The 15,439-nt window shown below is 70.5% G+C and carries 5 protein-coding genes; all 5 read left to right on the forward strand.

What is annotated here, in order from left to right:
• Nucleotides 1–8: 8 nt before the first annotated feature.
• The 5 genes from CFB45_RS07235 (at nucleotide 9) to CFB45_RS07255 (ending at nucleotide 15,434) form a co-directional block, all read left to right on the forward strand.
• Entirely contained in the window at nucleotides 9–2,240 is a 2,232-nt protein-coding gene (locus CFB45_RS07235; protein ID WP_089425074.1) for a peptidase domain-containing ABC transporter, read from the forward strand.
• A gap of 3 nt (nucleotides 2,241–2,243) precedes the next feature.
• Nucleotides 2,244–3,671 carry a TolC family protein gene (locus CFB45_RS07240; RefSeq protein ID WP_089425075.1) on the forward strand — a complete coding sequence of 476 codons (1,428 nt, stop codon included), beginning with the start codon at nucleotides 2,244–2,246 and terminating at the stop codon, nucleotides 3,669–3,671.
• Entirely contained in the window at nucleotides 3,653–5,275 is a 1,623-nt protein-coding gene (locus CFB45_RS07245; RefSeq protein WP_089425076.1) for an acyltransferase domain-containing protein, read from the forward strand. The genes CFB45_RS07240 and CFB45_RS07245 overlap by 19 nt, the downstream gene beginning before the upstream one ends.
• Before the next feature lie 74 nt (nucleotides 5,276–5,349).
• Nucleotides 5,350–11,385, forward strand: coding sequence for an SDR family oxidoreductase (locus tag CFB45_RS07250; RefSeq protein WP_089425077.1), 6,036 nt, complete (start codon nucleotides 5,350–5,352; stop codon nucleotides 11,383–11,385).
• Nucleotides 11,382–15,434 (forward strand): cytochrome P450, encoded by a 4,053-nt coding sequence (locus tag CFB45_RS07255; RefSeq protein ID WP_089425078.1) that lies wholly within the window; start codon nucleotides 11,382–11,384, stop codon nucleotides 15,432–15,434. Before CFB45_RS07250 ends, CFB45_RS07255 begins: the two co-directional genes overlap by 4 nt.
• Nucleotides 15,435–15,439 lie beyond the last annotated feature (5 nt).

The raw sequence follows: 15,439 nt of genomic DNA on the forward strand, positions 1-15,439 counted from the left end.
GGTCGCGCATGGCATTACTCGATCGACTCTCGTTCGGCCTCGGCCGCCGGCTGCCGATGATCCTGCAGACCGAAGCCGCGGAATGCGGGCTCGCGTGTCTCGCGATGGTGGCCGGCTATCACGGTCACCACGTGGATCTCGCGACGCTGCGCGGCCAATTCCCTGTCTCGCTGAAGGGCGCAGGCCTCGCTCGCGTGATCGAGGTCGCGCAGCGTCTCGCGCTCGGCACGCGCGCGGTGAAGCTCGACCTGGCGCAGCTCGGGCAGCTTCGCCTGCCGTGCCTGCTGCACTGGAATTTCAACCACTTCGTCGTGCTGAAGGAAGTGAACGGCAAGACCGCGACGATTCACGATCCGTCGCACGGCGTCCGCAAGGTGCCGCTCGCCGACGTGTCGCGCGCGTTTACCGGCGTCGCGCTCGAGCTGTGGCCGGCCTCCGGCTTCGCGCCGCGCGCGGCGCGTCCGGCGGTCAAGCTGCGCGAACTGCTGGGCCCGGTGTCGGGACTGTCGCGCTCGCTCGCGCAGATCCTGGGGCTGGCAATCGCGCTGGAAGTGTTCATGCTCGTGCAGCCGTTCTTCCTGCAGTGGGTGATCGACGAAGTGATCGTCAGCGCCGATCGCGACCTGCTGACGGTGTTGGCGCTCGGTTTCGGCCTGCTGCTGCTGATGCAGCAGGCGACCGGCGCGATGCGTGCGTGGGCGCTGATGTATGTCGGCGTCACGCTGAACATCCAGTGGCGCGCGAACGTGTTTACGCATTTGCTGAGCCTGCCGGTGCGCTATTACGAGCGGCGTCATCTCGGCGACGTCGTGTCGCGCTTCGGTTCGATCGACACGATCCAGCAGACGCTGACGACGTCGTTTCTCGGCGCGGTGATCGACGGGTTGATGACGATCGTCACGCTCGCGATGATGTTCGTGTACAGCCGCGTGCTCGGCGTGGTCGCGCTCGCGACGATGGCGCTGTACGCGCTCGTCCGATGGATGTGGTACGCGCCGCTGCGGCGCGCGACCGAGGATCAGATCGTGCACGCGGCCAAGCAGCAGAGCCATTTCCTCGAGACGGTGCGCGGCGTGAAGACGATCAAGCTGTTCAATCGCCAGACGGAGCGCCGCGCGAGCTGGATCACGCTGCTGGTCGAGCAGGTCAATGCGGGCCTGCACGTGCAGAAGCTGCAGATCTTCTACCAGCAGCTCAACGGCCTGCTGTTCGGCATCGAGAACGTGCTGATCATCTGGCTCGGCGCGCGGATGGTGATGGACGGTCAGTTCACGGTCGGCGTGCTGATGGCGTTCAACGCGTACAAGAGCCAGTTCGACAGCCGGGTCGGCAGCCTGATCGACAAGTATTTCGAAGTCAGGATGCTGCAGCTGCAGGGCGAGCGGCTGGCCGACATCGTGTTCGCGCAAGCGGAGCCGGACGCGAGCCTGCGCAACGTGCCGGGCGAGGCCGAGGCGCTCGACGCGAGCATCGAGATCGACGGCCTGTCGTTCCGTTACGCAGACGGCGAGCCGCTGGTGCTGGACGGTGTCAGCGCGACGATCGCGGCCGGCGAATCGGTCGCGATCGTCGGGCCGTCCGGTTGCGGCAAGACGACGCTGATCAGCGTGCTGCTCGGGATTCACGAACCGACGGGCGGCACCGTGCGGATCGGCGGCCTCGACGTCGCGCGACTCGGCATCGACCGGCTGCGCGGGCTCGTCGGCACGGTGCTGCAGGACGACGTGCTGTTCGCGGGCTCGATCGCGGACAACATCAGCTTCTTCGACCCGGAGGCGGACCCGCAGTGGGTGGCCGAATGCGCGCGCATCGCGGCCGTGCACGACGACATCGCCGCGATGCCGATGGGCTACAACACGCTCGTCGGCGACATGGGCACGGTGCTGTCCGGTGGCCAGAAGCAGCGCGTGCTGCTGGCGCGCGCGCTGTACAAGCGGCCGGCCATTCTGGTGCTCGACGAGGCGACGAGCCATCTCGACGTTCAACGCGAGAAGCAGGTCAACGTGGCCGTCACGCAGCTCGCGATGACGCGGCTCATCGTCGCGCACCGGCCGGAGACGATCGCGTCGGCGCAGCGCGTCATCATGCTGCAGGGTGGCAAGATCGTGCTCGACCAGTCGACCGAGGCGCTGCGCGCGGCGGCCGCGGCGAAGGCGTCCGGCAGCGTGCCGGCCGCATCGCCCCAGGCGATGCACGCGACGCACGATGCCGGTTCGGCACAGCCGGTCGCGGGGCGCTAGACGATGACACGCGCTCTCGCCATCGTGTCGGCCGCCGTTGCATGCGCGGCATTCGCGTCGTCCGCAGGCGCGCAGATGCTCGACGTCTATCGCACGCGCGACGATGTCGCGGCGACGCAGGCCGGGTCGATGGCGTCGGCGACCGCGTGCGGCGCACCGCACGTCGACGGCCGCCCGCTCGCGCTCGAGGATGCGATCCTGCAGGCCATCTGTGCTCATCCGCAGTTGACCCGGACGTGGTCGGACGCACGCGCGGCGGCGGCCGAGGTCGGCGTGTCGAAGGCCGCGTACTGGCCGACGCTGAACGCGACGGCCGGCATCCAGCGCGACAACCTGACGACGGACTACAGCGGCGGCTTCTCGCAGAACCAGCGCAGCAGCAGCCGCTACGGGATGCTCAACCTGAGCTGGGTGCTGTTCGATTTCGGCAAGCGCGGCGCGAATCTCGATCGTGCGCGCGCGCTGCTGCGCGCGGCCAACGCCGCGCACGACGATACGTTGCAGAGCGTCTTCTACGACGCGGCGCAGGCGTTCTATGCGCTGCGCGACGCGCAGGCGGCGCTCGAGGCGGCGCAGGCCGTCGAGCGCGCGGCGCAGGAGAGTCTCGCCGAAGCCACCGCGCGTCACGACGGCGGTGCGGGCACGCTCGGCGACGCGTTGCAGGCCCAGACGACCTATCGCAAGGCGCTGCTCGATCGCGTGAGCGCGGAAGGCGACCTGCAGAACGCGATCGGCACGCTCGCGACGACGCTCGGCGTCGATGCCGACACGCCGTTGCGCATCGCCGACGCGGAACCGTCGCCCGATCGCGACGACTTCACGCGCGGCGTCGCCGACCTGATCGCCGAAGCGAAGCGCCATCACCCGAAGCTGATCGCCGCGCGCGAGAAGCTCGAGGCCGCACGCGACCAGATCCGCTCGGTGCGGGCGCAGACGCTGCCGACGATTTCGCTGACGGGCAGCCTGTCGCGCAACAACCCGTCGTACCAGCAGCAGCCGTCGCTGTTCCAGATCCAGAGCAGTCACGGCAATTCGATCGGCATCCAGGTGTCGATTCCACTGTTCGAAGGGTTCGCGTCCGGCTATCGCGTCGCGGAGGCGAAGGCGCAGGCCGATGCGCAGGAAGCCGATGTGCGCAGCACCGAACTCAAGGTGTCGCTCGACGTGTGGAAGAGCTACCAGAGCCTGCAGACCGACACGACGAACCTCGACAACTCGCAGCATCTGCTCGACACCGCGCTGCATTCGCTCGACATCGCGCGCGGCCGTTACAAGGCCGGCGTCGGCACGTTCACGGAACTGTTGAATGCGCAGTCGGCGCTCGCGGATGCGCGCCGGCAGCGCGTGCTCGCGGTGTCGAAATGGCGCACCGCGAGACTGAAGTTGGCCGAGAGCCTCGGGAGATTGGGATTATGGAACGACGCGAGTTGATTCATGCGGGGCCGGAGGCGGGCGGCGCGCAAGCGCGCGGCTGCGCGTTCCTGTTCCCCGGACAGGGCGCGTTCTACGCGGGCGCGCTGCGGCAGCTCGCCCGCGAGCACCGCAGCGTGCGGCAGACGCTCGACACGATCGACGCGATCGCGAGCGAACGGCTCGGCCGGCCGCTGACCGGCGCGCTGTGGCGTGACGACGCGGGGCTCGACACGTGGCTGCGCGATGCCCCCGATTTGCTGCAGCTCGGGATCTTCGGCGCGTCGGTCGGGATGTTCGGCGTGCTGCACGCACGCGGCGTCGTGCCCGACGTGCTGATCGGACACAGCTTCGGCGAGATCGCGGCGCTGGTGTGCGGTGGCCTGTATTCGATCGAGCAGGGTGCGCACATCGTCTGCGACCGGATTGCGTCGCTGCAGGCGGCCGCGCCGGCAGACGGGATGATGGCCGCGATTTCCGCGGGCGCCGACGCGACGCGCGAGCTGATCGATGCGAGCGCCTACACGCATGCGGTGCGCAACGTGTGCGTCGCGGTCGAAAACCATCCGTCGCAGACCGTCGTGTCGGGCCCGCGCGATGCGCTGGAATGCTTCGTCGCGGTCTGCGCGGCGCGCGGCGTGACCGCTCAGGCGATCAGGTCTCCGTATGGATTTCATCATCCGGACCTGGCCGGCGCGCGTGAACAGTTTGCCGCGCGGCTGGCCGCCTATCCGCATCGCACGCTCGCGATTCCGGTGTATTCGCCGATCCTCGGGCGCCGCTACAGCGTCGCCGACGATCCCGGTGCGCGGCTCGCGTCGCATTTCGTGCTGCCGGTTCGGTTCGCGGATGCGATTCGCGCTGCGCGCGCGGACGGCATCGGGCGCTATGTCGAATGCGGCGCGCTCAACACGCTGGCGCGCATCGTCGTGCGCATCGCGGGGCCCGGCACGGTGAGGACGTTCGGCGGCCCGTCGAACGCGACAGAGGAGTCGAGCGTCGTCACGACGATCACCCGATATTTCCAGGAGGACAGCATCATGAAAGACGATATTCGCATCGACAACGCCGGGTCCGGTTTCGACGCGTTCTGGCATGCACGCGGACCGCACATCGTCGACTGGCTCAAGGGCGAACTGCGTCGCGCATTCGACGCGGCGAGCGCGGCACCGGCAGGCGCCGCACCGAGCGCGACGTCGTTCGCGCCGCAGCCGGAGTCGAGCGTCGCACCTGCGCCGCGGCTGGCCGCCGTCGGCGGGCCGGCGTTGACGGCGGCGCCGGCACCGTCGGTCGCACACGAACCGTTCGCGGCGGCGGCTACCGCGGCTCGCGCTCCCGCTCCCGCGGCGGCAAGACCCGCACACGTGCCGCGCGAGCGGCTGTTCTCCGAGCTCGTCGATATCTATGCGCAGGCGATGGAGTATCCGGCCGAGGTGTTCTCCGAATCGATCGAACTCGAGGCCGAACTCGGCATCGACTCGGTCAAGCAGACCGAGATCATCCAGCGCATCACGGCGCGCTACGCGCTGCCGCCGCTGCCCGCGAATTTCCGCAGCGGCGATTTCAAGGCGATGGGGCAGATCGTCGATTTCGTCTACGAGAACCAGGGGAAGGCAGCCGCCTGACGGCGGCGGACCGAAACGGTGATCGGCAGGGGGGCCCTGCCCGAAATGACACATTCTCGATAGGCAGGCGATCCATGTCGAATACCAGCATGCGCGGCAAGCTCGTTCTCGTGACGGGTGGTGCGAAAAACGTGGGCAAGGCGATCTGCAGGCGGTTCGCCGAGCAGGGCGCGCACGTGATCCTGAATTTCTTCCACTCGCTCGACGCGTCGAAGGAGACCGCGGAGGAACTGCGCGCGCTCGGCGCGACGGTCGACGTGATCCGCGCGTCGGTCGCGCAGCAGGCGCAGGTCGACCGGATGTTCGACGAGATCGAACGGCGCTACGGCCGCCTGGACGTGCTCGTCAACAACGCGGCGTCCGGCGCGCTGCTCGGCGTCGACGAGATCGGCGCCGAGCATTTCGATCGCGCGCTCGATACCAACCTGAAAGGCGCGTTCTGGTGTGCGCGACGTGCCGCGGCGTTGATGGCGCGCTCGGGCGGCGGCGCGATCGTCAACGTGTCGTCGGTGGGGGCGACGCTCGTGCCGGCGAACTATCTCGTCGTCGGCACCGCGAAGGCGGCGCTCGAGTCGCTCACGCGCTATCTCGCGGTCGAGTACGCGGGCCGTGACATACGCGTGAACGGCGCATCGTCCACGCTGATCGACGGCGACGTCGCCGCGCAGTTTCCGGACCCGGAGAACACCAAGCGCTCGAGCATCGCGGCGACGCCGCTCAAGCGGCTCGCGCGCGCGGAAGACCTCGCGGATCTCGTCGTGTTTCTCGCGTCGGACGCGGCGCGCTGGATCACCGGGCAGGTGGTCGTCGCGGACGGCGGGCTGTCGCTGTGCAGCGAGGGATTGTCGCCGCGCGCGGAATGGGCGACGGCGGCGCCGGCTGCGCATGCGGGCGACGATACGGTTGCCGCGGCCGCGCAGACGGCACACGCACCGGCCGCACGGGCCGATCACGCCCCCGCCGGCGACGACAGCGACGACAGCGACGACAGCGAGGATAGCGACGACATCGCCGTGGTCGGCATGGGCGTCGCGCTGCCCGGCGCGAGCGATCCGGAAGCATTCTGGCGCGCGCTGCTGGACGGCCCCGAGCTGTTCGGCAACGTGCCGCCGGATCGCTGGGATTACCGCTCGTTCTACTCGCCCGATACGTCGGCGGAGGACAAGAGCTATCAGTCGCGCTCGGTGTTCATCGAGCGGTTCGAGCCGTGCCCGACGGTGCGCGCGGAGCTCGACGCCGGCACCGCGCCGCGAGAGCTGACGACGCTGTGGCTGCGCCACGCGCTGTGCCAGTCGCTTGTCGGCGTGACGCTGCGCGACGCCGATCGCGTCGCGTTCCTCGTCGGCTATACGGCCGACGGCAGCCAGCATCTCGAAGAGGGCATGGTGCTGGCCGCTGCCCGCGAGCGCCTGAACGCGGTGCTGATCGACGCGGGCGTCGATGCGGCCGAGCGCGCGCGTCGCGTGGCCGCGATCGATGCGGTGCTGAGCGCGCGCTATGCGCGCGGCGCCGGCGAGCTCGCCTCGTTCTTCCCGCACCGCGTCGGCCTGAACGCGATGAAGGGCGTGCTGCCGGACGACGCGCAAACCATGATGGTCGATACCGCCTGTTCGTCGTCGCTGTATTCGATCGATCTCGGGATCAAGGCGTTGCTGCTCGGCCAGCAGGACGTGGTCGCGTGCGGCGGTGCATTCGCGCTCGCGCCGCGCGGCTCGATCCTGTTCTCGAAGCTGCACGGGTTGTCGCGCAGCGGCGAGGTGCGGCCGCTCGATCGCAACTGCGACGGCGTGCTGTTCGCGGACGGCGCGGGCGTCGTGATCCTGAAGCGCGTCAAGCGCGCGCGCGCGGACGGCGACCGCATTCTCGGCGTGCTCAAATCGTTCGGCTCGTCGTCGGACGGCAAGGGCAAGGCGATCTATGCGCCGAATTCGGCCGGCCAGCGCATCGCGATCGACCGCGCGTACGCGCGCACCGCGACGGTGCCCGCCGACGTCGACTGGGTCGTTGCGCACGCAACCGGTACGCCGGCCGGCGATCTCGCCGAATTCCAGAGCCTGCGGGATGCGATCCGGCGCGACCGGCCGGTGCAGCTGACGTCGAACAAGTCGCTGGTCGGGCATACGGGCTGGGCGGCCGGCGTCGTGTCGGTGATCCAGGTGCTGCTCGGCTTGCGGCATCAGATGATCCCGCCGCAGCATCGCTTCAGCGAACCGCCGCCGGAGTTCGACCTCGGCGGCACCAGCCTGCGGATTCCGGTCGCGCCGGTACCGTGGCCGGCGCGGCGCGAATCGGCGCGCGTCGCCGCGGTGTCCGGGTTCGGCTTCGGCGGGACGAACGGGCACCTGATCGTGTCGGAATACCGCGAGGATCTGCCGGCCGGCGCGGCGAGCGGCCGCTTCAAGCGCGAGCCGCTCGCGATCGTCGGATGGTCGGCGAAGTTTCCCGGCCTCGACGACGACGCGCAGGTCGCAGCCTGGCTGCGCGGCGAAGGCCGCGCGCCCGACGCGAGCTTCGGGGTCGGCTATCCGCTGCCGAGCTTCGCGCGCGTGAAGATGCCGCCGGCCGTGCTGCGCGCGCTCGACCGCTGCCAGCTGATGGCGCTCGATGCCGCACACGACCTGCGCGAACGCCTCGGCCCGTTCTGGCGCGAGCACGCGGACACGATCGGGCTCGTGATGGGGCACATGGGGCCCACGCGCAACGCGGCGCTCTACGCGAGCCGCTGCTATCTCGACGACATCGCGACCGCGGTGCTCGACGCGACGCGGCCGGACGAGCGCGCGGCGACCGAACGGCTCCTGAACGGCCTGCGCGAGGCGACGAAGCAGCTCGTCGCGCCGACGACCGAGAATTCGTTCCCGGGGATGATGCCGAACGTGATTCCGGCGCGCGTCGCGAATTATCACGACCTGCACGGGATGAACATGACGGTCGACGCGGGGCATGCGTCGACGCTGGCCGCATTCGAGGCGGCCGAGCGCTTTCTGTGCAGCGGCGAACTCGACATGGCGATCGTCGGCGGGATCAACGGCAACTCGGCGGAAGAGGTGCGCCCGGCGTTCGACCTGCCGCTCGCGGAAGGCATCGTGCTGTTCGCGGTGACGACCGTGCGGCGGGCGCAGGCCGAAGGGCTGCCGGTGCTCGCGGTGGTCGGCGGCGGCGACGCGCGGGCGGCCGTCGAACCGGCCGCGCCGCGCGACGCAATGGGCCGCGCGGTCACCTATGCGGGCGCCGACTCGGCGATCGACGTGCTGCGCGCGGTCGTCGCGCGTGAGGCCGGCACGACGCTCACGCGCGACAGCGGCCGCGATCGTGCGCGCTATGCGCTGCACGTCGCCTGCGACTGCGCGGGCACGCAAGCGGCCGCGTCAGGCGAGGCGCATGGCGCGGCGACGCATGAGCTGTCTGCCCACCGGGCGGCGCCAGCCGCCGCTTCGATCGCGCCGGCCAACCCGTGCGCCGCACCCATTTCCCCCGGCGCTTTGCTGCACGGCACGCTGCGCCGGACCGGCGTCGCGGCCGACGGCGAGCCGCTCGGCGTCGCGCGTTACCGGATCGAATGGCGCGACGCGCCGTGGCGGCCCGCGGGGCAGTCGACGCCGTTCATCACGCCGCGCTGCGTGATCGTGACCGACATGCCGGAAGTCCTGGCCGCGCAGGCCGAGCCGGGGCCCGGTTGCGTGGTGCTGTCGACGCGGCCGTTCGCCGCCCGCAGGCCGGGCTGGCACTGGATCGAGCGGATCGACGCGGCGGCGCTCGACACGCTGCCCGACGACATCGGCCACGTGCGCGTGCTGACGTCGCTCGACGCCGGCGCGCTCGCACCGGACGCCGCCGCGCCGGCCGCACCCGCGCGGCTCGCATTGCACGACCTCGCGTTTCTCGCGATCAAGCGTTGCCACGACGCACTCGAGCGCGACGGCACGTTCGTCGCGTTGCTGCTCGACGCGCTCGTGGGCGACGTGCCGCATCCGGACGCCGGCCTGTTCACGGGCCTCGTGAAGGCGCTTGCGATCGAGATGCCGAAAGCCCGCCCGGTCGCGGTGCTTACCGATGCACGCACGCTGCCCGATGCGTTGCGCGATGCCGAGCGCGAGAGCGGTGCACGGCACTGGCTGCCGGTCGTCGCATTGGGCGCGGGGCGGCGCCGCACGCCGCGTGTGATCGAGGAGGCAGGCGAGTTGCGTGCCGACGAGCGGCTGTCGCTTGGCCAGGACTCGGTCGTCGTCGCGATCGGCGGGGCGCGCGGGATCACCGGCGAGCTGATGAAGACGCTCGCCGCGCACGTGCGCCCGACGCTGTACCTGATCGGCAGCAGCGCGCTCGACGTGGTCGATGCGGCGTGGCTCGAGATGGACGACGAAGCGTTCGCGAAGAGTCGCCCCGATTACATTCGCCAGCAGAAGGCGCTGCATCCGGAACGGCCGTTGCCGGAAATCATCCGCGCATTCGAACGGCGTGCCGACGCGCGCACGGCGTGCATCAACATCGAAGCGATGCGCGCGTTCAGCGGCGCGCATCGTGTGACCTACGTGCGCGCCGACGTGCTGGACCCGGACAGCGTGAAGACGGCCATCGACGCGATCCTCGCACGCGAGCCGCGCGTCGACCTGCTGGTCAACGCGGCCGGGCTGAACCGTTCGGCGTCGGTGCGCGTGAAGTCGCTCGACGACTTCGTCGCGGTGCGCGACATCAAGGTGCGCGGCTACTGGAACCTGCGCCGTGCGTTCGGCGCGCGGCAGCCGCGGCTGTGGTGCAACTTCGGGTCGTTCATCGGCCTGACGGGCCAGGCCGGCGAAACCGACTACGCGTCGGGCAACGACTTCCTGAACACGCAGGCGTCGTATCACCGCACGGCGCTCGGCCACGACGAATTCACGATCGGCTGGACGCTGTGGCGCTCGGTCGGGCTCGGCTCGAATCCGGTCACGCGCGCGTTCCTGGAGAAGAGCGGGTTGTTCACGAGCATGCGCACCGCGGAAGGGCAGCATCACTTCATGCGCGAGCTCGGGCTCGGCGAGCGCGCGGCGATGTCCGTCCATCTCGGCGATGCCGAGCGACGCGCGATCGAAACGCATCTGCCCGGTTACTTCGAAACCGACGAACCGGCGCCGGCCGCGGCGTGCGCGCCCGATTTCTATCTCGGCCGCGAGCTCGCGCGCAGCGCCGACAGCGTGACGTTCGAGCGCGTGTTCGATCTCGAGCGCGACGCGTACCTGCAGCATCACGTCGTCAACGGCTTCCCGACGCTGCCCGGCACGTTCGTGCCCGAAGTGGCTGCCGAAGCCGCGCTGCGGCTCGTGCCGGGCCTCAAGGTGGTCGGTTTCGCGGACGCGACCTTCCTGCACTTCCTGCGTGTCTACGATGCGAAGCGGCCGAGCGTGAAGCGCATCCATGCGCGGATCGTGTCGCGCGACGCCGACGCCGTGCTGGTGCACGTGCGGATTGCCGGCGACGTGCTGGCGCCGGGCGGCCAGGTACTCGTGCGCGACAAGCCGCACTTCGAGATCACCGTGCGTCTCGCCGAGACCTACCCGCCGGCGCCGGTGTGGAGCGAACCGGCGGTCGGCACGTTCACGCCCGTCGCCGATCCGTATCACTTCGACGCGGCGCCGGTACGGCTGACCGGCATGTTCGTGTCGACGACCGACACCGGCATGAGCGAAACGGGCAAGCATGCGCGTTTCCGTCTGAACGTACCGGACGGCGATCCGGTGTTCTCGCGTTTCGTGGTGCCGAGCATCCTGCTCGACGGGCTCGCGCGCGTGGCGGCGCTCGATCATGTCGCGGGCGACTACATCCCGCTCGCGGCGCCGATGTCGATCGGCCGCATCGATCTGTACGAAGCCGGCAACGACTGCGAGCTGTCGGCCCGCCACGCGTCGATCGCGCTGCGCGTGACGCCGCGCGCGTTCGCGCTCGAGGGGCCGGCAAGCAGCGGCAACCGGTTCGTCGCGGTGCGCCCGGACGGCAGGGTCCTGATGCAGATGCGCGACGTGACGGGCATCGTGATCGGCTACGTGCATCGCGTGACGGGCGCGTTCGCCGCGCGTGGCGAAGTCGACGCGCAACGCGCGGCGCAGGCGGCTGCCGAACAGGTGTCCGCATGAGCACGAAGCGTCTCGCGCCCGGCCCGCGCGGCAGCGTCGTGATGGGCAATCTGGCGCAATACAAGCGCAATCCCGTCACGATGCTGCTGAAGCTGCAGCAGCAGTACGGCGACGTCGCCCGCAACCGCCTCGGGCCGTTCCTCACGCATGCGCTCGCGCATCCGGACGGCGTCCAGCACGTGCTGCAGGACAATCACCGCAACTACGTGCGCGGCCGCTTCTACGACAACTTCAAGATGTTCTTCGGCGACGGGCTGCTGACGACCGACGGCGAATTCTGGCGGCGTCACCGGCGCGTCGTGCAGCCGCTCTTTCACCGCAAGCAGGTGGACGCGCACACGGCCGCGGTCGGCGACGCGGCGCTCGCGCTCGTCGAGCGCTGGTCGCAGCGGCCCGCGCATGCGTCGTTCGACGTCGTCGAGGAGATGATGCACGTGAGCCTGCGCATGCTCGGGCTGATGCTGTTCAACGCGGACATCTCGCGGCACGCGGACGAGGTCGGGCCGGCCGTGCGCTTCGGCATCGAGGCGATGATGCCGCAGGGCAACCTGAACGATTTCGTGCCGCGCTGGATGCCGACGCCGTTCAATCGCCGGATCGCGCACGCGCGCCGCGGCATCGACACGATCGTCGACGCGATCGTCGCCGGGCATCGCGCGGGGCGCAGCGAGCCGAGCGACGTGATTTCGCTGCTGCTCGCCGCGCGCGACCCCGACACGGGCGCGCCGCTGACCGAGCGGGAGGTGCACGACGAGGTGATGACGGTGTTTCTCGCCGGCCACGAAACCACCGGCAGCGGCATGGCGTGGGGGCTCCATGCGCTCGCGCAGCATCCGCACGTGCTGCGCCGGTTGCGCGAGGAGCTCGACGCGGTGCTCGGCGGGCGCGCGCCCGACGCGGGCGACCTCGAGCGCCTGCCGTATCTGGTGCAGACCGTCGACGAGATCCTGCGCCTGTATCCGCCGATCTGGGGCTTCACGCGCGATCTGGTCGACGACGACGAAATCGGCGGCTATCACGTGCCGGCCGGCTCGTCGGTGTTCATGTCGCCGTACGTCACGCATCGTCATCCGGCGCTGTGGGCCAACCCCGACGCATTCGATCCGGAGAACTTCGGATCGCACGCGCCGGCGCGGCACAAGTATGCGTATTTCCCGTTCGGCGGCGGCATGCGCAAGTGCATCGGCTATCAGACCGCGCTGCTGCAGATGCGCGTGCTGATCGCGGTCGTCGCGCAGCACGTCGACCTGAGCGCGGTGCCGGGGCATTCGCTGGAGACCGGTGCGACGATCTCGCTGCGTCCGCGCGACGGAATCCGAATGATCGCGAAGCCGCGCTCGCGCGGACGGGTGCCGACGCAGCAAACGGTACGCGACGCGAGTGTGCCGGCCGGGCGCACAGCTGCGTGTCCGTTCACGGGCACGCCAGCGCGACACGCGCAAGCGGGCGCGCCCGAGTCGTCGTGGCAGGGGCCCGCTGCGGCGCAACCGGCGAGCGCGGCATCACCCACGCGCACGCCGACACCCGAGCAGCCCGCCGGCCCGACGCTGGCTCCGGACGTGCTGGCCTTTTTGCAGCGCGACTTGACGACGTACGACGCACGGCAGCGTACCGACGCAGCGCCGACACACCGCTTCACGTGGCGGCCGGTCGAGATCGAGCCGTTGCCAGACGTGCCGGCGGTCGAACTGAGCGGCAAGCGGATCGCGATCGTCAACGGTCTCGGCCGCACGGTCGAGCGTGTGGTCGCGGCGCTGCTGCGCGCGTGCGCGAAGCCGAGCGTGTTCGCGCCGGCCGACGGCGTCGATCCGGCGAGCGCCGCGATCACGTTCGTCGCGCAGTCGGAGCCGTTCGACGGTATCGTCGATCTCGGCGTCGAGGCGCCGTTCTCGCTCGACGGACGCGACCAGTGGGAGGCGCCGTTGCGCCGCACGGTCGCGTTGCTGCAGGCGTGCTACGGCGACTGGGCGCAGGAGGAATCGACGTCGCGGCTGTTTTATCTCGCGCTCACGTGGCAGGACGGGCTGATGGGCTACGGCGACGACACGCTCGTGCAGCCGCTCGGCGGCTTGTGGGCCGGGCTCGCGAAGACGCTGCCGCAGGAATTGCCGAACTGCAACGTGCGCGTGCTCGACATCGCGCCCGACGAGACGGGGCGCGTCGACGGATTGATCGTGCGCGAACTTTACCGCTGGGGGCGCTTCGAGGTCGGCCATCGCGGCGGGCGCCGCCATACGCTCGTCGCGAGCCGCGACGATCTGCCGGCGCACGCGGCGCCCGACTGGGGGCCGGGCGACGTCGTGCTGTTCTCGGGCGGCGCACGCGGGATCGGGTTCCTGGCCGCCTGCGAGATCGCGAAACGTCACCGCTGCACGGTGATCGTCACCGGCCGCGACGCGTTGCCGGCCGGCGACGAGCCGTGGCTCGCGCTCGACGCCGCCGGCTTCAAGCGTTACGGGCTCGACCTGCTGCGCCAGGCGACGCCGGAGCGGCCGCCGAAGGCGATCCGGCACACGTTGCGGCAGCTCGAACGGCGTCGCGAACTGAAGGCGTCGCTCGACGCGGTGGCCGCGCTCGGCCTGCCGGTGCACTACCGCGTATGCGACGTGACCGATGCAGCCGCGGTGCGCGCGCTGTGCGACGAATGCGGCGATCGGCTGCGCGGCGTGATCCACAACGCGGGCATCGACCTGCCGGTGCGGTTGCCGCGCAAGCGCGCCGACGAATTCCTCGGCACCGTGCGCGTGAAAGTGCTCGGCTTCATGAATCTTTACGCGGCGGTGCGCGAGCGGTCGCGCGTCGACTGCTTCGTCAACGTCGGCTCGCTGACCGGCCGCTGGGGCGGCATGACGGGCGAGACCGACTATGCGGCGGCGAACGAGGCGCTTGCGCGGCTCGGCTGGTGGGCGCGACGCGACGCCGGCAAGCGCAGCGTGAAGACGCTCGTGTGGCCGACGTGGAACGGTGTCGGGATGATCACGAACCTTGCCGTCACGCGGCGCTACGTGACGCCGATGCGCATCGACGACGGCGTGCGCCACTGGCTCACGGAGCTCGCGGCGCCCGTGGCTTCCGCGGCTTCCGATAGCGGCGAACCGATGTATATGGGCGCGGTCGGCCGCGCGCTGACGCCGATCCAGTTGCGCGGCTTCGACGCGGTCGACGGCTTGCCGAATCTCGGCGAACTCGCGACGCGCCGGCATCACGCGGGCGAGCCGACACGATTCCGGCCGTTCGCGTTCTTCTCGACGCGCTATCGCACGGCCGGCGCACCCTATACGCGCGCATTCCGCTTCGGCGCTCGCGCGGCGATGCCCGCGTCGCTGCTGCTCGAGCATGCGCGCGTGGTGGCCGACTGGGTCGCGCCGCCCGACGGCGAGCCCGCCTACCTGCACGAAGCCGTCGACGTGACGATCGCGCTCGATGCGCTCGCCGACGCGCTCGACGCGCGCGGCGACGTCGTGCTCGACACCGACGCGGCGGGCCGCACGGCGGATGACGGCTGGCGCGTGACGGTCCGCTGCGCATCGGTGGTCGGCCGCGCGTTGCTCGATGCGACGTTCGTGTATCGCAGCCGTCCGCCGGCAGGCTCGATGGTGTCGTTGCCGCGCGATGCGCAACGCGATGCGTCGCGGCCGGTCACGCGCGCGAGCTGGCGCGGCGACCTGTTGCCCGACGCGTGCTGGCGCGATGGAATCGGGCAGGCGCCGGCCGCCGACGCCGACGCGTTGTGGCGTGCGTCGTCCGACGGGGCGGGCGCGGGCGACGACGGGCCGTGCCCGCAGCTCTGGCTGCCGGTCAACCATCTGGAAAACGTGTTGCGCGTGCTGCTCGGCGCGTGGCCCGACGACGGCGAACCGCCGCGCACGTGGCGCATCGGCGGCATCGTGTTCGGCGCGGCGCAGCCCGGCGACGCCGAGATGCTGCTGCGCTATCCGCACGGCCGCTTCGCGATCGGCGATCGCGCGGGCGCGTCGATCGCCGATCTGCACGACGTTCGGCTCGCGGGCGCGACCGACGCGCAGGCCGTGGCCGCGTCGGTTCTTTGAACGGG

This window comes from Burkholderia sp. HI2500, from assembly GCF_002223055.1.
Lineage (GTDB): Bacteria > Pseudomonadota > Gammaproteobacteria > Burkholderiales > Burkholderiaceae > Burkholderia.

What these genes read in the sequence shown, in the direction of transcription:
- CFB45_RS07235 (WP_089425074.1), top strand. Translation starts at nt 9, where the DNA reads ATGGCATTACTCGATCGACTCTCGTTCGGCCTCGGCCGCCGGCTGCCG.
- CFB45_RS07240 (WP_089425075.1), top strand. Translation starts at nt 2,244, where the DNA reads ATGACACGCGCTCTCGCCATCGTGTCGGCCGCCGTTGCATGCGCGGCA.
- CFB45_RS07245 (WP_089425076.1), top strand. Translation starts at nt 3,653, where the DNA reads ATGGAACGACGCGAGTTGATTCATGCGGGGCCGGAGGCGGGCGGCGCG.
- CFB45_RS07250 (WP_089425077.1), top strand. Translation starts at nt 5,350, where the DNA reads ATGTCGAATACCAGCATGCGCGGCAAGCTCGTTCTCGTGACGGGTGGT.
- CFB45_RS07255 (WP_089425078.1), top strand. Translation starts at nt 11,382, where the DNA reads ATGAGCACGAAGCGTCTCGCGCCCGGCCCGCGCGGCAGCGTCGTGATG.